General features: G+C 72.0%; 21 protein-coding genes. 7 read left to right on the top strand and 14 right to left on the bottom strand.

The features are described 5' to 3' along the window. Window positions 1-48: 48 nt before the first annotated feature. Window positions 49-2025 carry a threonine--tRNA ligase gene (thrS, locus tag ABD333_RS41515; protein WP_344548138.1) on the bottom strand — a complete coding sequence of 659 codons (1977 nt, stop codon included), beginning with the start codon at window positions 2023-2025 and terminating at the stop codon, window positions 49-51. A 279-nt stretch (window positions 2026-2304) separates the two neighbouring features. Between thrS and ABD333_RS41510 the strand changes: the two genes are divergently transcribed. Next, complete coding sequence (locus ABD333_RS41510; protein WP_344548136.1) at window positions 2305-3573, top strand: CapA family protein; 1269 nt, start codon at window positions 2305-2307, stop codon at window positions 3571-3573. Here ABD333_RS41510 and ABD333_RS41505 read toward each other — a convergent pair. Next, complete coding sequence (locus ABD333_RS41505; protein ID WP_344548135.1) at window positions 3557-5041, bottom strand: sugar porter family MFS transporter; 1485 nt, start codon at window positions 5039-5041, stop codon at window positions 3557-3559. The two genes, ABD333_RS41510 and ABD333_RS41505, sit on opposite strands and share 17 nt — an antisense overlap. Before the next feature lie 174 nt (window positions 5042-5215). Between ABD333_RS41505 and ABD333_RS41500 the strand changes: the two genes are divergently transcribed. Both ABD333_RS41500 and ABD333_RS41495 read left to right on the top strand, forming a co-directional pair. Continuing rightward, a complete protein-coding gene (locus tag ABD333_RS41500) occupies window positions 5216-6469 on the top strand; it encodes a sensor histidine kinase (RefSeq protein WP_344548134.1) in 1254 nt (417 codons plus the stop codon). A gap of 36 nt (window positions 6470-6505) precedes the next feature. Further along, window positions 6506-7183 (top strand): response regulator, encoded by a 678-nt coding sequence (locus tag ABD333_RS41495; RefSeq protein WP_344548133.1) that lies wholly within the window; start codon window positions 6506-6508, stop codon window positions 7181-7183. 50 nt (window positions 7184-7233) lie between these two features. Here ABD333_RS41495 and ABD333_RS41490 read toward each other — a convergent pair whose 3' ends face one another. Both ABD333_RS41490 and ABD333_RS41485 read right to left on the bottom strand, forming a co-directional pair. Further along, complete coding sequence (locus ABD333_RS41490) at window positions 7234-8190, bottom strand: quinone oxidoreductase family protein (protein ID WP_344548132.1); 957 nt, start codon at window positions 8188-8190, stop codon at window positions 7234-7236. Window positions 8191-8205: 15 nt separating this feature from the next. Next, window positions 8206-8937, bottom strand: coding sequence for an SDR family oxidoreductase (locus ABD333_RS41485; protein WP_344548131.1), 732 nt, complete (start codon window positions 8935-8937; stop codon window positions 8206-8208). A 47-nt stretch (window positions 8938-8984) separates the two neighbouring features. Here ABD333_RS41485 and ABD333_RS41480 point away from each other — a divergent pair, with 47 nt between their 5' ends. The 3 genes from ABD333_RS41480 to ABD333_RS41470 all read left to right on the top strand — a co-directional run bounded on the left by ABD333_RS41480 (window position 8985) and on the right by ABD333_RS41470 (window position 12279). Further along, on the top strand, window positions 8985-10208 hold the full coding sequence (locus ABD333_RS41480; RefSeq protein ID WP_344548130.1) for an acyl-CoA dehydrogenase family protein: 1224 nt from the start codon (window positions 8985-8987) through the stop codon (window positions 10206-10208). Further along, window positions 10205-10867: a TetR/AcrR family transcriptional regulator gene (locus ABD333_RS41475; protein ID WP_344548129.1), complete on the top strand. Its 663-nt coding sequence runs from the start codon at window positions 10205-10207 to the stop codon at window positions 10865-10867. Before ABD333_RS41480 ends, ABD333_RS41475 begins: the two co-directional genes overlap by 4 nt. A gap of 77 nt (window positions 10868-10944) precedes the next feature. Next, complete coding sequence (locus tag ABD333_RS41470; protein WP_344548128.1) at window positions 10945-12279, top strand: threonine/serine exporter family protein; 1335 nt, start codon at window positions 10945-10947, stop codon at window positions 12277-12279. 3 nt (window positions 12280-12282) lie between these two features. Here the strand turns inward: ABD333_RS41470 and ABD333_RS41465 are convergent, their stop codons facing one another. Further along, complete coding sequence (locus ABD333_RS41465) at window positions 12283-13290, bottom strand: LacI family DNA-binding transcriptional regulator (RefSeq protein WP_344548127.1); 1008 nt, start codon at window positions 13288-13290, stop codon at window positions 12283-12285. Between the two features lie 132 nt (window positions 13291-13422). Between ABD333_RS41465 and ABD333_RS41460 the strand changes: the two genes are divergently transcribed. Continuing rightward, the gene (locus tag ABD333_RS41460; protein ID WP_344548126.1) at window positions 13423-16698 is read left to right on the top strand and encodes a GH92 family glycosyl hydrolase; all 3276 of its coding nucleotides are present in this window, start codon (window positions 13423-13425) and stop codon (window positions 16696-16698) included. Window positions 16699-16795: 97 nt separating this feature from the next. Here the strand turns inward: ABD333_RS41460 and ABD333_RS41455 are convergent, their stop codons facing one another. The 9 genes from ABD333_RS41455 to ABD333_RS41415 all read right to left on the bottom strand — a co-directional run bounded on the left by ABD333_RS41455 (window position 16796) and on the right by ABD333_RS41415 (window position 23858). After that, a complete protein-coding gene (locus tag ABD333_RS41455; RefSeq protein WP_344548125.1) occupies window positions 16796-16999 on the bottom strand; it encodes a cold-shock protein in 204 nt (67 codons plus the stop codon). 182 nt (window positions 17000-17181) lie between these two features. Then, complete coding sequence (kynU, locus tag ABD333_RS41450) at window positions 17182-18438, bottom strand: kynureninase (RefSeq protein WP_344548124.1); 1257 nt, start codon at window positions 18436-18438, stop codon at window positions 17182-17184. Beyond that, window positions 18435-19448, bottom strand: coding sequence for a 4-hydroxy-2-oxovalerate aldolase (dmpG, locus tag ABD333_RS41445; protein WP_344548123.1), 1014 nt, complete (start codon window positions 19446-19448; stop codon window positions 18435-18437). The genes kynU and dmpG overlap by 4 nt, the downstream gene beginning before the upstream one ends. Continuing rightward, window positions 19445-20356, bottom strand: a complete 912-nt coding sequence (locus tag ABD333_RS41440; protein ID WP_344548122.1) for an acetaldehyde dehydrogenase (acetylating) — start codon at window positions 20354-20356, stop codon at window positions 19445-19447. The genes dmpG and ABD333_RS41440 overlap by 4 nt, the downstream gene beginning before the upstream one ends. Continuing rightward, complete coding sequence (locus tag ABD333_RS41435) at window positions 20356-21363, bottom strand: amidohydrolase family protein (protein ID WP_344548121.1); 1008 nt, start codon at window positions 21361-21363, stop codon at window positions 20356-20358. Before ABD333_RS41435 ends, ABD333_RS41440 begins: the two co-directional genes overlap by 1 nt. Then, a complete protein-coding gene (locus tag ABD333_RS41430) occupies window positions 21360-21935 on the bottom strand; it encodes a 3-hydroxyanthranilate 3,4-dioxygenase (RefSeq protein WP_344548120.1) in 576 nt (191 codons plus the stop codon). Before ABD333_RS41430 ends, ABD333_RS41435 begins: the two co-directional genes overlap by 4 nt. Next, window positions 21932-22360 carry a RidA family protein gene (locus ABD333_RS41425; RefSeq protein WP_344548119.1) on the bottom strand — a complete coding sequence of 143 codons (429 nt, stop codon included), beginning with the start codon at window positions 22358-22360 and terminating at the stop codon, window positions 21932-21934. The genes ABD333_RS41430 and ABD333_RS41425 overlap by 4 nt, the downstream gene beginning before the upstream one ends. After that, complete coding sequence (locus ABD333_RS41420) at window positions 22357-23073, bottom strand: 2-keto-4-pentenoate hydratase (RefSeq protein WP_344548118.1); 717 nt, start codon at window positions 23071-23073, stop codon at window positions 22357-22359. The genes ABD333_RS41425 and ABD333_RS41420 overlap by 4 nt, the downstream gene beginning before the upstream one ends. After that, on the bottom strand, window positions 23070-23858 hold the full coding sequence (locus ABD333_RS41415) for a 2-keto-4-pentenoate hydratase (RefSeq protein ID WP_344548117.1): 789 nt from the start codon (window positions 23856-23858) through the stop codon (window positions 23070-23072). Before ABD333_RS41415 ends, ABD333_RS41420 begins: the two co-directional genes overlap by 4 nt. Between the last annotated feature and the right edge of the window lie 7 nt (window positions 23859-23865).

Below are 23865 nucleotides of genomic sequence, written 5' to 3'. Positions count from 1 at the left end.
GCAAGTGACCGTTGAGGCTACCAACTCCCGGGCGGTCCGGCCTGCGGCTCAGATCTGGACGCGGGCCTCGACCGCCTTGACGATCTCGGCGACGGCCTCGTCGATCGGCACACCGTTCTTCTGGTCGCCGTTGCGGTAGCGGAACGAGACGGCGTCCTTGGCGACGTCGTCGTCACCGGCGAGCAGCATGAACGGGATCTTCTGCTTCTGCGCGTTGCGGATCTTCTTCTGCATGCGGTCGGAGGAGGCGTCGACCTCGACCCGGATGCCGTGCTCCCGCAGCCTGGCCGCGACCTTGTCCAGGTGCGGGACGTGCGCGTCGCCGATGGGGATGCCGATCGCCTGCACCGGCGACAACCACGGCGGCATGGCGCCGGCGTAGTGCTCCAGCAGCACGCCGAAGAACCGTTCGATCGAGCCGAACAGCGCCCGGTGGATCATGATCGGCTGCTGCCGGGTGCCGTCGGCGGCCTGGTACTCAAGCCCGAACCGCTTGGGCTGGTTGAAGTCCACCTGGATGGTCGACAGCTGCCAGGTGCGGCCGATCGCGTCCTTGGCCTGCACCGAGATCTTCGGGCCGTAGAACGCCGCGCCGCCCGGGTCGTCCACCAGGTCGAGACCGGACTCGTCGGCCGCCTGCTTCAGCGCGGCGGTCGCCTCTTCCCAGTCGGCGTCCTCGCCGATGAACTTCTCCGACTCGTCCCGGGTGGACAGCTCCAGGTAGAACTCGTCGAGGCCGTAGTCGCGCAGCAGGCCCAGCACGAAGGACAGCAGCGACTTGATCTCGTCGCCCATCTGCTCCTTGGTGCAGTAGATGTGCGCGTCGTCCTGGGTCATGCCGCGGACGCGGGTGAGGCCGTGCACGACGCCCGACTTCTCGAACCGGTAGACGCTGCCGAACTCGAACATCCGCAGCGGCAGCTCCCGGTAGGACCGCCCGCGCGCGTCGAAGATCAGGTTGTGCATCGGGCAGTTCATCGGCTTGAGGTAGTAGTCACCGCCGTCGACCTCCATCGGCGGGAACATGTCGTCCTTGTACCAGCCCAGGTGCCCGGAGGTCTCGAAGAGATCGCCCTTGGTGATGTGGGGGGTGTTGACGAACTCGTACCCCTCCTCCTCGTGCCGCCGCCGCGAGTAGTCCTCCATCACCTTGCGGACGACGCCGCCCTTGGGGTGGAAGACGGCCAGGCCGCTGCCGATCTGGTTGGGGAACGAGAACAGGTCGAGCTCGGCGCCGAGCTTGCGGTGGTCGCGCTTCTCGGCCTCCTCCAGGAACCTCAGGTACTCGTCCTGCTTGTCGCGCGACTCCCAGGCGGTGCCGTAGATCCGCTGGAGCTGCGGGTTCTTCTCGCTGCCGCGCCAGTAGGCGCCGCCGGTGCGCATCAGCTTGAACGCCGGGATGACCCGGGTGGTGGGCACGTGCGGCCCGCGGCACAGGTCCTTCCACCGCAGGTCGCCGGTCTTGGCGTCGAGGTTGTCGTAGATGGTCAGCTCGCCGGCGCCAACCTCCACGTCGGCGCCGTCGTCGGAGCCCGCGTTGCCCTTGAGCCCGATCAGCTCCAACTTGTAGGGCTCGCCGGCCAGCTCTTCGCGGGCGTCCTCGTCGGAGACCGGCCGCCGGGAGAACCGCTGCCCCTGCTTGACGATCTCGCGCATGCGCTTCTCGATGCGCTTGAGGTCGTCAGGGGTGAACGGCTCGGCGACGTCGAAGTCGTAGTAGAAGCCGTTCTCGACGGGCGGGCCGATGCCCAGCTTGGCCTCGGGGAAGAGCTCCTGCACGGCCTGCGCCATCACGTGCGCGGCGGAGTGGCGCATGATCGCGCGGCCGTCGGCGGAGCCGATCTCGACCGGCTCGATCTCGTCGCCGCCCCGCACCTCGTAGGCCAGGTCGCGCAGCTCGCCACCGACCCGGGCGGCGATGACGTGCTTGCCGTCCGCCTGGAGGGCCTCCCCGGCGGTCGTGCCTGCGGGCACCACTCGCTCGCTTCCGTCGAGGGTGATGCGCAGCTCAGACACGGTGGACACGGGTTCTCCTCGCGGTGGTGATGTGGGTTGTCGTTCAGAGTGACGCGGGTTCCGATGCTATCGAGTCGAGGCCCTGGCCAAACGCAGAAGGCCCCGGGAGGAACTCCCGGGGCCTCACCGCGTGCGAAAGTCAGGACATGCGGCCACGGCGCCGGGAGCGACCCGGCGTCGTCGTCTCGAGAACAGCCGCCATGCCCCCGATGATAGCCGTAAAGACTCGGCAATGGCACGGCGATTCGGTGCGCCGCTCCCCTCGCACCGCGCCTAGCCTCCCCCTCCGTGCGCTCTTCGCCAGCTCTGCCGGCCGCCGCGGTGACGGCCGCCGCCGTCGTCCTCTCGGCGTGCGTCGTCGTCGCGGCCTGCGGGGGCGCCGGGCGGGTCACGCCCCGGCCCGCCGGGACGGGGGCGGGTCTCGGCCTCCCCGGCGCGCCGCCGTCGGCGGGCCCCGCCGCACCGCCGGCCGCGCCGTCGATCATGCCGTCCGGCCTGCCGGCGATCGCGCCGCCCGGCGCGATCGCGACCGCGCCCCGGCAGCCGGGCACGTTCACCCTGGTGGCGAGCGGGGACGTGCTGCTGCACGACGCGGTGTCGCGCCAGGCCGGCGCGGACGGAGGCGGGCGGCGCGACTATCGCGCGATCATGGCGGCGATCAAGCCGGTCGTGGCGGGGGCCGATCTGGCGCTGTGCCATCTGGAGACGCCGCTGGCGCCGCCCAGCGGGCCTTTCACGGGATACCCGGACTTCAGCGTGCCGCAGGAGATCGTCCCGGCACTCGCCGACGCCGGCTACGACAGCTGCTCGACGGCGTCCAACCACACCCTGGACAACGGCGCGGAGGGCGTCGCCCGGACGCTCGGGGCACTGGACCGCAACGGGATCCGGCACGCGGGCTCGGCTCGTTCCCCCGCGGAGGCCGCGACCCCGACGATCCTGCGGGCCAACGGCGTTCCGGTGGCGCAGCTGTCGTACACCTACGGGTTCAACGGCCGCCGGCTCCCCATGGGCAAGCCCTGGATCGCCAACCAGATCAGCACCGCGCGGATCCTCGCCGACGCCAGGCGCGCACGCGACGCGGGCGCCAAGGTGGTCGTGGTCAGCATGCACTGGGGCGCGGAGTACGAGCACGAGCCGACCGGCGGTCAGGTCGAGCTGGCCCGCACCCTGCTGGCGTCCCGCGCCATCGATCTCATCGTGGGGCACCACGTCCACGTGGTGCAGCCGTTCGGCCAGGCCACCAACGGCAAGTGGGTGGCCTACGGGCTCGGCAACCTCGTCGCCGCCCACCAGGGCCCGGCCGCCGGCGCCCGGTACGAGGGAATGATCGCCCGCTTCACGTTCGCGCCCAGCGGCCGCCGGTGGCGCGCGACCGGCGCGGAACTGGTGCCGACGTTCATCGACCGGGGTCCGCCGTACCGCCTGGTCAACGTGACCGCCGCGCTGGCCGACCCGGCGCTGGACGCGGCCCGGCGCACGCGGCTGGCCGCGGTGGCCCAGCGCACCTACCGGATCGCGCGGAGCCGTGGCACGCGGGTCATGCTCGCCCGGTGACCCCGTGGTCGTGGCCGCCGCCCACTTCGAGCCGGTCCATGTCCTCCAGCTCGCGCCCCTTGGTCTCCGGCACGAATCTCAACACGAACAGGAACGCGAGCAGCGCGAACGCGGTGTAAAGGCCGTAGGCCAGGCCGAGCGAGACACCGGACAGGCCCGGGAAGGTCGTGGTGATGATCCAGTTGGCGATCCACTGCGCGGCGGCCGCCACGGCGAGCGCGGAGGCGCGGATGAAGTTGTTGAACATCTCGCCGAGCATCACCCACACCACCGGCCCCCAGGTGGCGGCGAACGCGACCACGTAGAGGTTGGCGGCGATCAGCGCGATGGTCCCGGCGGCGCCGCTGAGATGGGGCTCGTCGTTCACAACCGGCGCGGTGGCGAAGCAGAGCGTCAAGATCCCGAGTGTGATCGCCATGCCCGCGGCGCCGGTGAGCAGCAGCGGCTTGCGGCCGACCTTGTCGACCAGCGCGATCGCGACCAGCGTGGACACCACGTTGACGATCGAGTTGATCACCGAGGTGAGCATGGCGTCGTTCTCGCTGAAGCCCACCGCCTGCCAGAGCGACGACGAGTAGTAGAAGATCACGTTGATGCCGACGAACTGCTGGAACACCGACAGCAGGATGCCCACCCAGACGATCGGCAGCAGGCCGAGGCGCGGGCCGCGCAGGTCGTGCAGGTGCACCGGCCGGTCGCTGGCGATGGACCGGACGATCTCGCGCAGCTTGACGTCCACGTCGCCGCGGTTCATGACCTTGGCCAGGACCTGCCGGGCCCGGCCCAGCTGCCTCTTCTTGACGAGGTAGCGCGGCGACTCGGGAATCGTCGTGGCGATGACCCCGTACATCACGGCCGGGACGATCGCGCTGGCGAACATCCACCGCCAGGCCGTGCCGCCCCACGGGAACTCGCCCTTGGCGCCGCCGTGCGAGACGTGGGCGATGACGTAGTCGACGACCAGCGCGGCGAAGATGCCCAGCACGATCGCCATCTGCTGCAGCGAGCCCAGGCGTCCGCGGATGTCGGCCGGCGAGATCTCGGCGATGTAGGCCGGTGCGATCACCGACGCCGCGCCGATGGCCAGCCCGCCCACCACGCGCCAGAACGTCAGGTCCCACGCGTTGAACGCCAGCGCGGACCCGAGCGAGCTGATCACGAACAGCATCGCCGCGATCTGCATCACCCGGATCCGGCCCATGCGGTCCGAGATCGGCCCGGCGAACCAGGCACCGACCGCGCAGCCCAGCAGGGCCGACGAGACGACGAAGCCGACGGCGACCGAGTTCAGGCTGAACTGTGCCTTGAGCGCGTCGACCGTGCCGTTGATCACCGACGAGTCGTACCCGAACAGGAACCCGCCGAGCGCCGCCGCGCCCGCCAGCAACATGGCGGTGGCGGCCGAACCGGACGGCTGTGTCTGCTGCCGCGGCGCGCTCGGCGCGTCACCGCTCCCCCCGAGAGCCATGTTCCTGATCTTCCCCGCGAAAGGGAACGTTATGCGGCCAATCGGTCACGCAGCGCGATTCTGGCGACGCAGCCGCGCCAAAGGCGCTGGTCAGGGGTGATACTCAGGGAGCGGATCGGATCTCCCTCTGCGGGGGCACGTCAGAACGTCCGCACCCGCTTAGGCTCGGCTCAAATGAACGTGCACAGTCAGACCACGGCGCACAAGCCGGTGGTCCTTCTCAAGGGCATGCGCGACGCCGTGCTCTCCTCGGCGGGCGGGCCGCGCAGGCTGCTCCTGCCCACGCCGCTCTGGCTGCGCGTGCCGATCGGGCTGGTGCTGCTGGGCATGTCGATCGGGTTCACCGCGGGCACGATCGCCATCCCGCTGAACGCCTACAAGGACCCTCCTCCGGTAGGCCTCGCCTGGCTTCTGGGGCTGGCTCAGGCGCTGCCGCTGCTGGTCGCCGCGCGATGGCCGCTGATCGCGTGGCGGATCAGCGCGCTGGGCTTCCTGGCCGGGGTCCCGATCATGATGGGCAAGGACTTCTGGCCCTGGCCGGTGACGGCCTGGCTGGCGTTCATGCTGATCCTGTTCATGGTCGGCCTGGGCTGCGACCGCCAGACCACCGTCGGCGTGGGCGCGGTCACCATCGCCGGGGTGGTCCTGCCGGGCACGATGGCCATGCCGGACTGGTTCGGGCTGATCCTCACCGGTCTGGTGATCATGGCGCTCACCTTCGGCGACGCGATCGGCGGGCGCTACGCCGCAGAACGCAGCCTGCGCGAGCAGGAGGAGCTGCGCCGCCAGGACCTCGCCCGCGCCGCGGTGCTGGAGGAACGCGCCCGTATCGCCCGCGAACTGCACGACGTCGTGGCCCACCACATGTCGGTGATCGCGATGCAGGCGGAGGCCGCGCCGTTCAAGATCCCCGATCTGCCGGACGACGCCAAGCAGACGTTCGGCGTCGTCCGCGACGCGGCCCGCGACGCCCTCACCGAGACCCGCCGCGTCGTCGGGCTGCTGCGGTCCGACGACGAGGGCGCCGAACGCGCGCCGCAGCCCGGCCTGGATCTCGTGGAGGAGCTGCTGGCCGGGGCGCGCCGGTCCGGCCTGGCGGTCGAGCTCGCCATCGTCGGCGTGCCGCGGCCGGTCTCGGCCGGGGTCGACCTGTCGGCGTACCGGATCATCCAGGAGTCGCTCAGCAACGCCTCCCGGTACGCGCCGGGCTCGCGGGTGCGGGTGGAGATCAGGTACGGGCGGGGCGCCCTGCGGGTCACGGTCACCGACGACGGCGCCCGCACCACGCCGGAGGACTCGCACGGCGGCGGCCACGGACTCGTCGGCATGCACGAGCGGGTCGCGATGCTGGGCGGCACCCTCACCGCCGCGTCCCGCGAGGAGGGCGGCTGGCAGGTCACGGCCGAGCTCCCCTACGGCGAGGAATAGGGCGGGAAGGGGGTGTACGCCCCGTAAGGTGATCTCGTGAGCATTCGGGTGCTGATCGCCGACGATCAGGTGATGATCCGTGACGGCCTGGCCGCGCTGCTGTCCTCCGACCCGGGGATCGAGGTGATCGGGCAGGCGGGCAACGGCCGCGAGGCGGTGGAACTGGCCCGCGAGCTCGACCCCGACGTCATCGTCATGGACATCCGCATGCCCGAGATGGACGGCCTGGCCGCCACGGCCGAGCTGGTCGGCGAGCCGCCCGCCGACGAGGTGGACCCGGCCGGGGTGCGGCCCAAGGTGCTGGTGCTGACCACGTTCGACCTCGACGAGTACGTGTACGAGGCGCTCGGCGCCGGGGCCAGCGGGTTCCTGCTCAAGGACGCCTCGGCCGCCGACCTGGTCAACGGCGTGCGGGTGGTCGCCAACGGCGACGCGCTGCTCGCCCCGTCCATCACGCGGCGGCTCATCGGCGACTTCGCGCGCCGCCGCCGGCACCAGCGGCCGAGCCCCGGCGCGACCGCGGGGCTCACGCCGCGCGAGCTCGACGTGCTGCGGCTCATCGCGCGCGGATTGTCGAACGCGGAGATCGCCGCCGAGCTGGTGCTGGCGGAGCAGACCATCAAGACGCACGTGGGGCACGTGCTCACCAAGCTCGCCCTTCGCGACCGCACCCAGGCCGTGGTGTACGCCTACGAGAACGGCCTCGTCGGTTAGGCACGGGCATCGGCCAGGGCGCAGGGGAACGTGTCCCCCGCGCCCTGCGGTCAGCGTGACGGGTCGAGCAGGAGCTTGCCGGTCGTGCGCCGCGCCCGCAGGTCCTCGTGCGCCTTGCGCACCTCCGACAGGCCGTACTCGCCGCCCGCGATGACCCGCATGCGCCCTTCGGCGGTGAGCGCGAACAGATCGTCCAGCGCCCTGCGCATGAGGTCGCCGGGCAGCTGGAAGATGTGTGCCAGCCACATCCCGGCGATGGTCGTGGAATGGGCCATGAGGTTCGCGGGCTTCACCGGCTGCGGCTGCTGCCGCGAGGCCATGCCGTAGAAGGCGAGGCGTCCGTACGGGGCGAGTGCCTTGAGGCTGTCGTCGGTGACGGTGCCGCCGGTCATCTCCAGCACGACGTCGACGCGCCTGCCGCCGTTGGCCTCGATGAGCGCCGCCTTCAGGTCGGGCTCGGCCACGTCCACGGCGACGTCCGCGCCGAGCTCCAGCGCCAGGTCGCGCTTCGCCTTCGTCGAGGCGGTGGCGATGACGCGGCCCGCGCCCCAGGCCTTGGCGAGCTGCACGGCCAGCGTGCCGACCCCGCCGGCGGCGGCGTGCACGACCACGGACTCGCCCGGCTCCAGGTGCACGCTGCGGCGCAGCAGAACCCAGGCCGTGGCGCCCTGGACGATCATGCCGAGCGCGGTCAGGTCGTCGACGGCGTCCGGCACGTCCCAGGCCAGCGTGGCGGGGGCGACCGCCTTCTCCGCGTAGCCGCCGGTGCCGACCAGGGCGACGACCCGGCGGCCGTCGGCGGTGCGGCCGACGACCTCGCCGCCCGGCACCAGCGGCAGGGTGGACGGCGACAGGTAGCTGTTCTCGGCCTGGTGAGTGTCGGCGTAGTTGATGCCGGCCCGCGAGACGTCGACGAGCAGCTGCCCGTCGCCCGCGACCGGGTCGGGCAGCTCGGTGGCGTTCAGGACCTCGGGGCCGCCGAACTCGGTGATCTGGATGGCGCGCATGTACCTGATCCTCTCTCAGCGCGGGCCGGGGACGCCGCGGAACGTGAACGGGCCGGACTCGCGGCCCGGCACCACGAACCAGGCGTCGCCGGCGGTGTCGGCCGCCAGGATCGCCATGAAGGTCTCCACCACGTCGGACACGTCGAGGATCGGGAACCCGGTCTCCTCCAGGTGGCTCTTCAGCGGGGTCAGGATGTCGGTGTCGGCGAACGACGGGCACAGCGCGTTGACCCGGATGCCCTCGGGCAGATGGGTGGGGCCGAGCGCGCGCACCAGGCCGACGACGGCGGCCTTGTTGGCGCCGTAGATCGGGTCGAACGGCGTCGCGGTGAGACCGGCCATGCTGGCGGTGGCGATGATCTGGCCGCCGCCCCGGGCGCGCAGCGCCGGGAGCGCGGCGTGCACGCCGTAGACGACGCCGTCGAGGTTGATCGCCATCGCGCGCCGGTAGGTCTCGGCGTCGAAGTCGGCGTCCACGCCGCATCCGCTGGCGACGCCCGCGTTCAGGAAGGCGATGTCCAGCCCGCCGAACCGCCCGGTGGCCGCCGCCACGGCCGCCTCGCTGTCGGCGGGCTCGCGGACGTCGCACCGCACGAACGCGCCGTCCAGTTCCTTGGCGAGCGCGGCGCCGCGCTCCTCGTCGACGTCGGCGAGCACGACGCGGGCGCCCTCGCCCGCCAGCCGCCGGGCGACCGCCGCCCCGATGCCCTTCGAGCCGCCCGTGATGAGCGCGACCTTGCCGTCCATCGGCCTCTCCCTTCCTAACTAACTGACCCGTCAGTTACTATAACCGAATGGACTTCGGTTTGAGTGCGCGGGCCCAGGAGTACATGGGCCTGCTGCAGGACTTCATGGACTCCCACGTCTACCCCGCCGAGCCCGTCTACGAGGCCCAGCGGCACGAGCTGCGCGCGGCGGGCCAGGAGCACACCGTCCCGCCGGTCGTGGAGGAGCTCAAGGTCGAGGCCCGCAAGCGCGGCCTGTGGAACCTCTTCCTGCCCGACAGCGACGAGCCCGCCCACGGCCTGTCGGTCACCGACTACGCGTCCCTGGCCGAGGTGACGGGCCGCTCCCCCCACCTGGCCCCCGAGGCCACCAACTGCGCGGCGCCCGACACGGGCAACATGGAGGTGCTGCACCTGTTCGGCACGCCCGAGCAGAAGGAGCGCTGGCTCAAGCCGCTGCTCAACGGCGAGATCCGCAGCGCGTTCGCGATGACCGAGCCGGACGTGGCCAGCTCGGACGCCACCAACATCTCCACCCGGATCGAGCGCGACGGCGACCACTACGTCATCAACGGCCGCAAATGGTGGATCAGCGGTTCGGCCGACCCGCGCTGCGAGATCATGATCGTGATGGGCAAGACCGACCCCGAGGGCCACGTCTACCGGCAGCAGTCGATGGTGCTGGTGCCGCTCGGCACTCCCGGCGTCGAGGTCGTCCGGCCGCTGCCCGTGTTCGGCTACTCCGACCAGCACGGCCACTGCGAGATCCGCTTCACCGACGTCCGCGTGCCGGTCGAGAACCTCGTCGGCGAGGAGGGCGGCGGCTTCGCCATCGCCCAGGCGCGCCTGGGGCCCGGCCGCATCCACCACTGCATGCGCGCCATCGGCATGGCCGAGCGAGCGCTGGAGCTGATGTGCGAGCGCGCGGTCTCGCGCGTCGCGTTCGGCGGGCCGCTGGCCAAGCAGGGCGTGGTGCGCGAGCAGATCGCCGAGTCGCGGATGGCGATCGAGCAGGCCCGCCTGCTCACCCTCAAGACCGCCTGGATGATCGACAAGCAGGGCGTGCAGGCCGCGCGGTCCGAGGTCGCCGCCATCAAGGTGATCGCGCCCCGCGTCGCGCTGGAGGTCGTCGACCGGGCGATCCAGGTGCACGGCGGCGCCGGCGTCAGCGACGACACCCCGCTGGCGCGCATGTGGGCCGGGCTGCGCACGCTGCGGCTCGCCGACGGGCCCGACGAGGTGCACGTGCGTTCCGTGGCCCGCGCCGAACTGGGTAAGTACCTCGGCAAATGACGGACACCACGGGGGAGGCCGCACCGGGCGTACGGCGGCGCATGCCGTACGCCCGGCGGCGCGAGCAGCTGCTGCGGGTCGCGCTGGAGGAGTTCGGGCGCCGCGGCTACCACCTGACGCAGATGGAGCACGTCGCCGCCGCCGCGCAGGTCTCCAAAGCGCTGCTCTACCAGCACTTCACCTCCAAGGAGGATCTGTTCGCCGAGGTGACCGAGGCGATCATCGCCGACATCACCCGGCGGCTGAACGAGGCGGTGCTGGGCGAGCAGGACTCGGTGGCGGGCATCCGGGCGATGGTGCGGGTGCTGTTCGACTACGCCACCGAGAAGCCCGACGCCTGGGCGCTGGTCGTCCGGCACCTGGACAAGCCCGAGGTCGGCCTGGAGCTGCGCGAGCTGCGGGACCGGCTCGGCGAGGCGTTCGCCGACATCCTGCTGCGGCGGCGCCGGGCCGACCCGGCGCTGTCCCCCGCCGCCCTTGAGGCCAACGAGCGGCGGGCGCGGCTGCTGGTCCCGCTGATGTACGGGTCGATGCTGTCGATGGTGTCGTGGTGGCTCGACCATCCCGAGACGCCGCGCGAACGGGCCGAGGGCATGGCCGTGGAGTTCATCTGGCTCGGCCTGGACCGGCTCCGGCACGGCGAGCGGCTGCGCCCCTGAAGCACGCGGCAAAGGTTCGCCCATGCGGGCCCGCACACGGGCGACCAGCGCCGGACCCCTGATTAGTGTGGCCGACCGTGACGCCGGAGTCGGACGAGTTCGCCGCGATGGAGGCCGCCCTGCGCGGCGGCCACGAGCCGGGCGTCGGCGGCGAGGCGTACATCACGATGGACCTGGCCCTTCGGGTCGGTGAGCTGATGCTCGCGGGCGGCGAGACCGCCGAGTCGGTCGACCTGGCGATGAGCCGGATCACCCGCTCCTACGGACTGCCGCACTGCGAGGGCGACGTGACGCTGGCGGCGGTGGGCCTGTCGTACCTGCCGAGGGGCGGCCGGCCGCCGGTGACCGCCGAACGGCGCGTCCGGCGCAGGCTGCCCAACTACGCGCGGCTCATCGCGGTGGAGGACCTCGTCCGCGCCGCCACGGCCAAGCGGCTCAGCCTCCAGCAGGCGAAGTTCGCCCTCAGCGACATCATCGGCCGCCCGCCGCCCTATCCCCACTGGCTGACCGTCATCGCCCTGTCGTCGCTGGCCGCGGCGGGCGCGGTGCTGGTCGGCGGCGGGCCGCTCGCCGCCGTCGCCGCGTTCGTCGCCACCCTGGTCGGCGACCGCACCGGGGCCTGGCTGGGCGGACGCGGCATCGCCGAGTTCTTCCAGGTGGCCGTGGCGGCGGGGATCGGCTCGCTGGTCATGGTCCTGCTCGCCTGGAGCGACGTGCCGGTGGCCGCCGGGCCCGTCATCGTCGGCGTCGTCATCGCGCTCATCCCCGGACGCGCGCTCGTCGTGTCGATGCAGGACGGCATCGCGGGCGACCTCGTCACCGGCACCACCCGCCTCGTCGAGGTGCTCTTCATGATCGCCGCGATCCTGGCCGGCATCGGCGCGGTCACCTATCTCGCCGCGCGGCTGGGCGTCCCGGTGCCGCTGGAGAACCTGCCGCAGGCGCCGTCGTCGTTCGGTCTCGCGCAGTGGTCCGGCGCCGCCGCCATCGCGGTGGCGTTCGCCGTCTTCCACCTGGTGCCGCGCGCCTACCTGCTGCCCGCGGCCCTCGGCGGCGTCCTCAGCTGGGGCACCCTCGTCGAGATGCGACACCTGGACCTGCCCGCCGCCCCGGCCACCGCGATCGCCGCGACCGTGGTCGGCGCGCTCGGCACCGCGTTCGCCCGCCACCGGGACGTGCCCGCGCTGGTCTGCGTCACGCCGTGCATCGCCCCGCTCATGCCGGGCACGCTCATGTACCGCGGCATGCTGGAGCTGACCGGGGGCCACACCGGCCAGGGAGCGCTGATCCTGGTCGAGGCGCTGGCGACCGCGCTGGCGATCGGCGCGGGCGTCTACATCGGCGGAGAGCTGCTGCGGGTCGTACGGCCGGCCCGCCGCGTGCTGCGGCCGGCGCGGCGCATCCGCACATGAGCGTCATCCGGGCGGGATCTCACCGGAGCCGCGGGCGACCAGGCGGGTCGGGAGCAGGATCCGCGCGGGCGGGCCCGTGTCGCCCCGGATGCGCCCTTCGAGCAGTTCGGCCGCCTGCCTGCCCATGTCGGCCGGCTCGTGCGCGATGACGGTGACGGGGGTGGCGAGCAGGTCGGCGAGCTCGACGTCGTCGAAGCCGACCAGCGCGGTGCGCGTGCCCGCGGCCCCGATCGCGCGCAGCGCGCCGACCGTCAGCAGGTTGTTGCCCGCGAAGACGGCCGTCGGGGGGTCGGGCAGCGCGAGCAGCTCGGTCATGGCGTGCCCGGCGCCGCGTACGTCGTGACGCCCCGTGCGCACGAGCGCCGGGTCGGCCTGGACGCCGTGCGCCGCCAGCGCCTCCAGATAGCCCTGATGACGCTGCCGCGCCGTGAAGATCTCGGGCAGGTCCACCAGGCAGGCGATGCGGCGATGGCCGTGGGCGAGCAGGTGATCGACGGCGGTCCGGGCGCCGCCGAGGTTGTCGATCAGTACGGTGTCGGCGGCCGGATCGTCGGCGGGGCGGTCCAGGAAGACCGCCGGGGTTCCCGCGATCAGCTCGGCGCGGCGGCGGGGGTCGCCCGTCTGCGACGGCACGATCAGGAGGCCGTCCACGCGGCGCTCGCAGAGCGAGCGGATCAGCAGCAGCTCGCGTGCCGGGTCCTCGTCCGAGCTGCCGGAGATGACGAGCCGTCCGCCGGCCCGCGCCACGTCCTCGACGCCCCGCGCGATCTGCGAGTAGAACGGGTTGGCCACGTCCTCGATGATCAGTCCGATGCTGCGCGTCCGGCCGCCGCCGCGCAGCGTGCGGGCGAGGTCGTTGCGCTGGAAGCCGAGCCGGGCGATCGCGTCGCGCACCCGCTCGGCCGTATCGGGCCGCACGAAACTCTCGCCGTTGACCACGCGCGACACTGTTTTGAGACTCACGCCGGCCGCCGCCGCGACATCGCGCATGGTCGGCCGCCTGTCCCCCATGCCCTCGATGTCACCACGACCGGGAGCCTGAGTGACGGGCCGGATCCGGTCATTGACGCACCCGGCCCTGACGACGACCATCGGGGTGCTTGACAACGTTGTCATGGGACGACCCGGTCTCAAGGAGCACAGGTGTCCGCATTCCGCTCCCCCAAGGCGCTCGTCGCCGGCGCATTCGCCCTGGTGCTGCTCCCCGCGGCCCCCACCGCCCCCGCCCAGGCCGGCCCGCTTCTCCCAGGTCCCGACCTCACCTCCTACGTGAACCCGTTCGTCGGCACCAAGGACGGCGGTCCCGATTTCGGCCACGGCGGCGGCGCGGGGATGAACTTCCCCGGCGCCGTCCTCCCGTTCGGGATGATGCAGTGGAGCCCTGACACCGTCCGCACGTCGGGCGGCGGCTACAAGTACGAGGACGACCGGCTCCGCGGGTTCTCGATGACGCACCTCAACGGGCCCGGCTGCACGGGCGCGCAGGACTTCCCGGTCATCCCCGTCTCGGGGACGATCGGCCGCTCCCCCGCCACCCACGGCGCCGACTACGTGCAGACGTTCAAGCACGAGAACGAGCAGGCCAGTCCCGGCTACTACGGCGTGACGACCGGCTCCGGGGTGAAGACCGAGCTGACGGCCTCGACGCGAGCCGGGGTCGGCCGCTTCACCTTCCCGGCGGGCAAGCCCGGCACCGTCCTGGTCAACGTCACCGGCTCGGTCAACGGGGTGGACGACGCCGAGGCGACGATCCGGGGCGACACCGTCTACGGCTGGGCCAAGACCGGTGGGTTCTGCGGCGCCAAGAGCCGCTACTACGTCTACTTCCACGCCACGTTCGACCGTCCGGTCCGGGCGTACGGCACGTGGAAGGACGACTCGGTGCAGCCGGGCGAAGGCCGAGCACGCGGCGCGGCGCCGCCCAAGGTCCCGCGCGAGACCGCCAAGCCCGTCGGCCGCGTCAACAACGGGCGGGACGGGCGGCCCTCGCCGTCCCTGCGCCGCACGTACGCCGGTGATGTGAACGTGAAGGGCCCCGGCTCGGGCGTCTATCTGCAGTTCGACTCCGACAAGCCGGTCCAGATGCGCGCCGGGCTGTCGTACGTGAGCATCGACGGCGCCAAGCGCAACCTCCGCGCCGAGATCGGCGGCAAGGGCTTCGACAAGGTCCGCGCGTCGGCCCGAGACGCCTGGCAGCGCAGGCTGTCACAGGTGAAGGTCACCGGAGGCTCCGTCGAGCGGCTGCGCACGTTCTACACGGCGCTCTACCACGCCTTCCTCCAGCCCTACATTTTCGACGACGTGGACGGCACCTACACGGGCTTCGACTACCGCACCCACAAGGTGCGCAAGGGGCATCACCAGTACGCGACGTTCTCCGGGTGGGACATCTACCGGAGCGAAGCCCAACTGCTGGCGTTCCTCGCGCCGGACGTGGCCTCCGACATCGCGCAGTCGATGTACGACAACGCGCGCTCGATCGGCGACGTCTGGGACCGCTGGTCGCATCAGAACACCATCACCGGCGTCATGAACGGCGATCCGTACCACTCGATCGTCGCGAGCACCTACGCCTTCGGCGCGCGCGACTTCGACGCCAAGGGCGCGCTGGCCTCGATGGTCGCGGGCGCGGAACGGATCGGCCCGAAGGCCGGCTACACCGAGCGTCCCGGCAACGCCCAGTACCTCAAGCTGGGCTACGTGCCCGGCGACGTCGCCACCACCGAGGAGTACGGCATAGCCGACTTCGGCATCGCGCAGCTCGCCGAACGGCTCGGCGACCCGGGGACGGCGAAGACCTTCATGCGGCGTTCGCACGGCTGGCAGAACCTCTACAACCCCCTGAACGGCTGGATCCAGCCGAGGTTCGCCGACGGGTCGTTCCTCAGCCCGTTCGACCCGGCCGACTCCGGCTGGTACGTCGAGGGCAACGGCGCCCAGTACCACTGGATGACCTATCCGGACGTGCGCGGCCTGTTCAACGCGATGGGCGGGCGCGACGAGGCGGCCAAGCGGCTGGACCACTTCTTCACGAAGCTGAACGCGGGCCCGCACGAGCCGCTCGCCTACCTCGGCAACGAGCCCTCCATGCAGTCACCGTGGCTGTACGCGTGGGCCGGGAAGCCCTACCGGACGCAGGACGTGGTCGACCGCGCCCGCAGGGAGCTGTACAAGCCGACGCCGGACGGCCTGGTCGGCAACGACGACCTCGGCACCATGTCCGCTTGGTACGTGTGGGCGTCGTTCGGCGTCTACCCGGTGATCCCGGGACGGGCCGAGCTGATGGTGAACGGCCCGGCGTTCTCCACGATCGAGATTCGGCGCTCGTCCGGGCAGAAGGTGACGATCAACGCGCCCGGCGTCTCGGACACGGCGCGCTACGTCCAGGCATTGAAGGTCGGCGGAAAGAACACCTCGAAGGCGTGGCTGCCGGAGTCGTTCGCACGCGACGGCGGACGCCTCGACTTCACGATGGGAGCGGCGCCCAACACCGCGTTCGGGTCGGCCGAGTCCGACGCCCCGCCGTCGTTCGGTGAGGGCGGCAGGTCCTACCTCACGGCCGTCAGTCCGGGCCTGATCCCGCTCGAACCCGGCGGCGGCGCCACCACGACCCTGCGCGTGCAGGCGCTGGAGGGCGGCGGCACGGTCTCGTGGAAGGCACGGCCACCGGAGGGGATCACCGTGACGCCGGAGTCGGGGACGCTCACCGTGCCCGCCTCCGGCCACGCCGACCAGCAGGTCACGATCTCCGTGGCGGCCGGCGCCCGGCTCGACTACCACTCCGTGCCGTTCGAGATCCCCGGCGCCGGTGACGCGGGCGTGACGGTCAACGTGGCCCGCAAGGGAACGATCGAGTGGTACCACGACAACGCCGGGATCTCCGCTGACGGTGCTCCCGGGACCGCCAACTTCGACGGCGGCGGCTGGTCGTACTCCGCGCAGGCGCTCGCGGCGGCGGGCCTGACGCCCGGCAAGCAGGTGACCTGGGACGGCTTCACCTTCGGCTGGCCCACCCGGCGCCCCGGGCAGCTCGACAACGTGCAGGCGCAGGGCCAGACGATCGAGCTCGTCGACGCTCCCAGGGCGGGACGGCTCGCGTTCCTCGGAGCGTCCGGCAACGGAGACGTGCAGACCACGGTCACCGTCACCTACACCGACGGCTCCACGCGGAACGCGACGCTGGGGTTGAGCGACTGGGCGCTGGGGGCCGACGCCTATCCCCCGAAGTTCGGCAACCAGATCATCGCCAAGGCGGCCTACCGGAACGGCGGCGACGGCACTCCGCAGAAGATCAACGTCTATGTGTTCGCCGCCGTCCCGATCGAGCTCGACCGGGACAGGCAGGTGAGGAGCATCACACTGAAGACTCCCGAGCAGGGCGGCGGCTCGCTCCACGTCTTCGCGTGGTCGCTCTCGTGAGACCGGAGGGGGCGTCGCCCGCCTGCCCGTCCTGGGTAACAGTCAGGCCCGCACCACGAGGAACGTCGTGCGGGCCTGCCGGAAGCTCAGGGGTGGTTCAGAGCGCGGTGACGCCTTCGGCCTGCGGGCCCTTCTGGCCCTGCGTGATCTCGAACGCGACGCGCTGGTTCTCCTCAAGGCTGCGGTAGCCGCTCGTGGCGATCGCCGAGTAGTGGACGAAGACGTCCGGGCCGCCGTCGTCCGGCGCGATGAAGCCGAAACCCTTTTCGGCGTTGAACCACTTCACGGTGCCTTCGGTCATGTTTCTCTCTCCTGGTGAAACCACACCGGCCGCCGGGCGGCGGACCGGGGTCGCATGCGGGCCGGTCTCCCGCTCCGCCGGACCGGCCGGAGAAAAAGAAGAACGCCCGCTGTCTTGGTACTTCCCGCGGGCGCTTCGATCTAGCAAACGTACGAGGAAATGACGACTGCAACACTGCCAGCCTACCCCGTGATGCTCGCAAGCGCCTCCGCCACGCGGTGACAGTCGTGGAAAGTGTTGTAGAGGGGCACCGGGGCGAGCCGTACCACATCGGGCTCCCGGGCGTCGGCGATCACTCCGTAGGAGGCCGCGAGCCGCCGGACCGTTCCGGCGGCGTCGGCGACCCGGACCGACAGCTGGCAGCCCCGCGCGGCGGCGTCGGCCGGGGTGATGATCTCGGCGACGCCGGTCAGCCGTGCCGCGAGATAGCCGGTGAGGCGCTCGCTCCTGGCCCGCAGCGCGTCCATCCCGTACCGGTCGAAGATCTCCAGCGAGGCCAGCACGGGTGCCAGCGCCATGATCGGCGGGTTGGACAGCTGCCAGGCGTCGGCGGAGGCGGGCGGCGAGATCCGCGGCTCCATCCGGAAGCGCGTCGCCGGGTCGGTCCCCCACCAGCCCGCGAGCCTGGGCAGCGACGTGTCGCGGACGTGGCGTTCGTGGACGAAGCAGCCCGCGACCGCTCCCGGGCCTGAGTTGAGGTACTTGTAGGTGCACCAGGCGGCGAAGTCGACGTCCCAGTCGTGCAGGCGCAGCGGCACGTTCCCGGCCGCGTGCGCGAGGTCCCAGCCGACCACGGCGCCGGCGGCGCGGCCGGCCTTGGTGATCGCCTGCATGTCCATGAGCTGGCCGGTCAGGTAGTTGACGCCGCCGAGCAGGACGACCGCGACGCGGTGCCCGTCGCGTTCGAGGAGGTCCAGAACGTCCTCGGTGCGCAGGTGCTCCTCGCCGGGGCGCGGCCGCAGGCGCACGACCGTCTGCTCGGGGTCCAGCCCGTGATGGACGGCCTGGCTCGCCACCGCGTACGAGTCGGAGGGGAAGGCCGAGTCCTCGATGACGATCCGGGTGCGCTCCCCGGCGGGCCGGTAGAAGGTGGCCATCATCAGGTGCAGGTTGACCGTGAGCGAGTTCATCGCGACGACCTCGCGCGGCAGCGCGCCGACCAGGCGGGCGGCGGGCTCGCGAAGGAGCTCGTGGTAGTCCACCCACGGGCGGCGGGCCTGCGTGTGGCCCTCCACGCCGAGCCGCGCCCAGTCCTGGAGCTCCTCACGGACGCGTGCGGCGACCGCGCGCGGCTGGAGGCCGAGCGAGTTGCCCGCGAGGTAGGCGGACTCCTCGTAGAGGCCGCCGGGCGCGGGCGGCACGTGGAACCGCTCCCGCACCGCCGGCAGCGGGTCGGTCTCGTCCAGCCGCCGGGCCTCGGCCTCCTGGTCACCCGTCATCTCTCGTCCCCGATCAGATCCAGCGCGATGTCAACGATCATGTCCTCCTGGCCGCCCACCATGCCGCGGCGCCCCACCTCGACGAGGATGTCGCGGGTGTCGAGGCCGTAGCGGCGCGCGGCGTCCTCCGCGTGGCGCAGGAAGCTGGAGTAGACGCCCGCGTAGCCGAGCGTCAGCGTCTCCCGGTCCACCTGGACGGGCCGGTCCTGGAGCGGGCGGACGATGTCGTCGGCCGCGTCCATGAGCTTGAAGACGTCGCAGCCGTGCTTCCACTCCATGAGGTCGGCGACGGCGGCGAACGCCTCCAGCGGGCAGTTGCCGGCGCCCGCGCCCATCCCGGCGAGCGAGGCGTCGACACGGCGGACGCCGTTCTCGACGGCGACGACCGAGTTGGCGACGCCGAGCCCGAGGTTGTGGTGGGCGTGGATGCCGATCTCGGTCCGCGGGTCGAGGACCTCGCGGTACGCCCGGACGCGGTCGCGGACGCCGTCCATGGTGAGCCGCCCGCCGGAGTCGGTGACGTAGACGCAGTGCGCGCCGTACGACTCCATCAGCCTGGCCTGCTCGGCGAGCTCCGGCGCCGGGGCCATGTGCGACATCATCAGGAAGCCCGCGACGTCCATGCCGAGTTCGCGGGCGGTGGCGATGTGCTGGGCGGAGATGTCGGCCTCGGTGCAGTGCGTGGCGATCCGCACGGAGCGCACGCCGAGCTCGTACGCGCGCTTCAGCTCGGCGATCGTGCCGATGCCGGGCAGCAGCAGCGTGGTGAGCACCGCGCGTTCCATGACCTCGGCCGCCGCCGCGATCCACTCCTCGTCCAGGTGCGCGCCCGGCCCGTAGTTGACGCTGGAGCCCGCCAGCCCGTCGCCGTGCGCGACCTCGATCGCGTCCACGCCCGCCGCGTCGAGGGCGGCGGCGATGGCGCGCACCTGGTCGACGGTGTAGCGGTGGCGGATGGCGTGCATGCCGTCCCGCAACGTCACGTCCTGCACGTAGATCTCGTGGCTCATCGCGCGGCCAGCCTTTCCGCCACCCGCAGCGCGGCCGAGGTCATGATGTCGAGGTTCCCGGCGTACGCCGGCAGGTAGTGCGCGGCGCCCTCGACCTCCAGGAACACCGACACCAGGCGTCCCGGGCCGTCGCCCAGGGCCGCCAGCGGGTCGCCGGGCTCGACGGGCCGGAGCTGGACCCGCTGCTTGAGGCGGTAGCCGGGGACGTACGCGGCGACCTCGGCGACCATCTTCTCCACCGAGGTGCGCACGGCCTCCTCGTCGCAGTCGCCGACGACGCAGTAGACGGTGTCGCGCATGATGAGCGGCGGCTCCGCCGGGTTGAGCACGATGATCGCCTTGCCGCGGGCGGCGCCGCCGACGACCTCCAGCGCCCGGGCCGTCGTCTCGGTGAACTCGTCGATGTTGGCGCGGGTGCCCGGCCCGGCCGACCGCGAGGCGATCGACGCGACGATCTCGGCGTAGCGCACGGGCGTCACCCGCGAGACGGCGGCGACGATCGGCACCGTCGCCTGGCCGCCGCAGGTGACCATGTTGAGGTCGGGCTCGTCCAGGTGGTCGTCCAGATTGACCGGCGGGACGACGTACGGGCCGATGGCGGCGGGCGTGAGGTCCACCAGCCGCTTGCCGTACGGGGCGAGGACGGCGGCGTTGTGCTCGTGCGCCTTGGCCGAGGTGGCGTCGAGGACGATCTCGACGTCGGCGAAGCCGTCGAGGTCCACCAGGCCCTCGACGCCCTCATGGGTCGTGGCCACGCCGAGGCGGCGGGCGCGGGCGAGGCCGTCGGAGCCGGGGTCGATCCCGGCCAGCGCCGCGACCTCCAGGGTCTCCGACGTCCGGAGCACCTTGATCATCAGGTCCGTGCCGATGTTGCCCGAGCCGATGATGGCGACCTTCGTTCCGCTCATCAGACGGTTCCTTCCAGGTCGAAGAAGCGGCTGGCGTTGCCGCCGAGCAGCGCGGCGCACTCCGCGTCGGTGAGCGTCTCGCAGGCGCGGATGGTCGAGCCGGGCTCCAGCTCGCCGAGGGGGAACGGGAAGTCGGTGCCGAGCATGACGCGGTCGGCTCCCATGACCTCGACCAGCAGGCGCAGGGCTCCCGGGTCGAAGACGGCCGAGTCGACGTAGAACCGGTCGGTGTAGGCCGAAGGCGGCTTGGGTGAGTCCTTGCGGACGATGTCGCGGTTCCGCCAGGCGTTGTCGGCGCGGCCGAGGAGGTAGGCGAAGCTGCCGCCGCCGTGGCAGAAGCACAGTTTGAGCGAGCCGGGCAGCCGTTCGAAGGCGCCGGACAGCATCAGCGACAGGATCGACAGCTGGGTCTCGGCGGCCATGCCGACCAGCCACGGCAGCATGTAGCGGCCGCTCATCCTGTCGTCGCCGAGCATGTCCCAGGGATGCACGAGCACCGGCATGCCCTCCCCCGCGCAGTGCGCGAGGAACGCGATGATCTCCGCGTCGTCCAGGTAGCGCGGCCCGACGTGGTTGCCGATGTGCACGCCGCGGTGCCCGGCGGCCTTGGCCTTGGTGACGGCCGCGCAGGCCAGCCCGGTGTCCTGGAGCGGCACCTGGCACAGCGGCAGGAGCCGTCCGGGGGCGTCCGCGCAGTAGGCGAGGATGCGGTCGTTGACCAGCTCGCACCAGTCGGCGGCGCGGGCGGGCTCGGCCTCGTACCCGAACATCAGCGGGGTGGACGAGACGGCCTGCACGTCGACGCCCGCGCGGTCCATCGCGGCGAGGCGGGCCGCCGGGTCCCACAGCTCGGCGGCCACCGGGCGGTACTCGGCGTCGCCGCTCATCATCATCCCGGTGCCGTCGCCGTTCTCGCGCAGCCACGGCTCGCCCGCGCCGGCCAGCACCCGGGCCTCGTCCCGGGAGATCGGCGGGAAGACATGGGCGTGGACGTCGATGACGCTCACGCGTCCCGCTTCCGGGTCCGCGGGCGGAGCTCGGCGGGCCACTCCTTGCCCGGGTGCACGGCGCCGCAGTTCGGGCACTCGCGGTCGCCGTCGTAGAACCTCTGGAACGTGGGCGGCAGGTCGTCGACGATCGAGCGGACCTGGAGCTCGGCGCGGTGCACGAGGTGGTGGCAGCTCATGCAGTACCACTCGAACGCCTCGCGCGTTCCCTCCGGGCGCGACACCTCGACGACGAGGCCGACCGAGCCCTCCTCGGGCCGCTGCGGCGAGTGGCGGACGTGCGGCGGCAGCAGGAAGACGTCGCCCTCGTTGATCTGGACGTCCACCGGCGGCTTGCCCTCGTCCTCCATGACGCGCAGCACCATGTCGCCCTTGAGCTGGTAGAAGAACTCCTCGGTGGGGTCGTCGTGGAAGTCGGTGCGCTGGTTGGGCCCGCCGACCACCATCACGATCAGGCCGGCGTCCTCGAAGACCTGCTTGTTGCCGACCGGCGGCTTGAGCAGGTCGCGGTGCTCGTCGATCCACCTGGCGAAGTTGAACGGCTGCCCGTGGATGAGCTGTGGCAGGGTCATGACTGCGTCTCCTTGGCAGGGATGTACGCCACGCACGAGATCTCGATGAGCAGGTGCGGGTGCGGGAGCTGGTGGACGGCGACGGTGGTGCGCGCCGGTCCGGTCTCGTCGAAGTACTCGCCGTAGACCTCGTTGTAGCCGCCGAAGTCGTTCATGCTCACCAGGTAGGTCGTGACGTTGACGACGTCGCGGAGGTCTCCGCCGGCCGCCTTCAGCAGGTCGCGGATGTTGTCGATGACCGCGCGCGTCTGCTCGCGGATGTCGAGGTCGGTGACGCCCATCGCGTCGGCGCTCGCCCCGGCGAACGTGCCGTCCGGGCGCCGCGAGCTCGTGCCCGACACGTAGACGAAGTCGCCCGCGCGCTTGACGTGCGGGAAGCGTCCTCGTGGCTTGGCCTTGCCCGCAACGAGATAGGCGTCGCTCATCGGGTGGTCACCTCCACGCTGCCCAGCCCGGCACCCGTGACGCGCACGTGGGCGTCCTTGGGGAGCGGGACGGCGGCGGTCGCGGCCCCGGCCAGGATGATCGAGCCGGGTTCGAGCGGCGTCCCGGCGTCGCGGGCGAGCCGGACGGCGGCGCGCAGCGAGCGCACCGGGTCGCCCAGGATCGCGGCGGACGAGCCGGTCTGCACGACCCGGCCGTCGATCTCCATGACGAGCCCGACGTTGGACAGGTCGCGCGGGTCGTGCCAGGCGCCGAAGCCGAATCCGGCCGCGGAGGCGTTGTCGGCGATGACGTCCGGCAGCGTGAACTTGAAGTCCTCGTAGCGCGAGTCGAGCACCTCGAAGCCCACCGCGGCCTTGAAGCCGTCGCGGCCCAGCAGGAACACGATCTCCGGCTCCACCCGCGGATGGATGAGCCCCGACAGGTCGAGCGTGGACTCGACCAGCATCGCGTCGGTGAGCTGTCCCCAGATGACGTCGTCGACGCCCATCTGGATCATCTTGGCGCGGCTGGTGAAGCCCATCTTCACGCCGATGCGCCGCTCGCCGCGGCGTTCACGGCGGGCGATCCCGGCCCGCTGGATCTCGTACGCGGTCGCGACGTCGAACGGCTCGGTCTCGGTGAGCTTCGGCACGGCGCGGACGTCGCGCACGGCGCTTTCCAAGGTCTGCGCCAGGGCGGCGATGTCGGTCATGACGCCTCCTTCGCGAACGCCACGCGCACGTCGCCGAGCCCGTCGATCCGGGCCTCCAGCACGTCGCCGGGAGCGGGGGCCACCATCGGCCCGAGCGCTCCGGTCAGCACGGTGTCCCCGGCGCGCAGCGGCCGTCCGAGCCGTACGGCGGTGTCGGCGAGCCACAGCGCCGCGTTGAGCGGGTGGCCCAGGCAGGCGGCACCGGTGCCGGTGGACAGCTGCTCGCCCCGGCGTTCCAGGACCATCCCGCAGAGCCGCAGGTCGACGTCCTGGAGGCGGGCGGGGCGGTTGCCGAGCACGTACATGCCCGACGAGGCGTTGTCGGCGACGGTGTCGGCGAGCGTGATGTCCCAGTCGCGGATGCGGCTGCCCACGATCTCGATGGCGGGCAGCACGAACGCGGTGGCGCGGATGACGTCGGCGACGGTGTGCCGTTCGAACGTGAGGTCGTGTTCGAGGACGAGCGCGACCTCGGCCTCGGCCTTGGTCTGCATGACCGCCCCGGCCGGGATCTCGGCGCCGTCGGGCACCGCCATGTCGGCGAACAGGACGCCGAAGTCGGGGCTGTCCACGCCCAGCTGGGCCTGGACGGCCGCCGAGGTGAGGCCCACCTTCCGGCCGGCCAGCCGCCGTCCGGCCGCCAGCCAGCCCTCGGTCAGCCGCTCCTGGACGGCGTACGCGGCGCCGGCGCCGTCGATCAGGTCACGGACGGGCTCGCACGGCACGCCGGAGGCGTACGCGCCGAGAATGCGCTCGGCCGCCGCCTCGATGGTGGTCTCGGTCACAGGCTCG

This window comes from Actinomadura fulvescens (assembly GCF_039533225.1).
GTDB lineage: Bacteria > Actinomycetota > Actinomycetes > Streptosporangiales > Streptosporangiaceae > Spirillospora > Spirillospora fulvescens.
The sequence above is the reverse complement of the archived record's forward strand: the minus strand, read 5'-3'. Positions and strand labels throughout refer to the sequence as shown.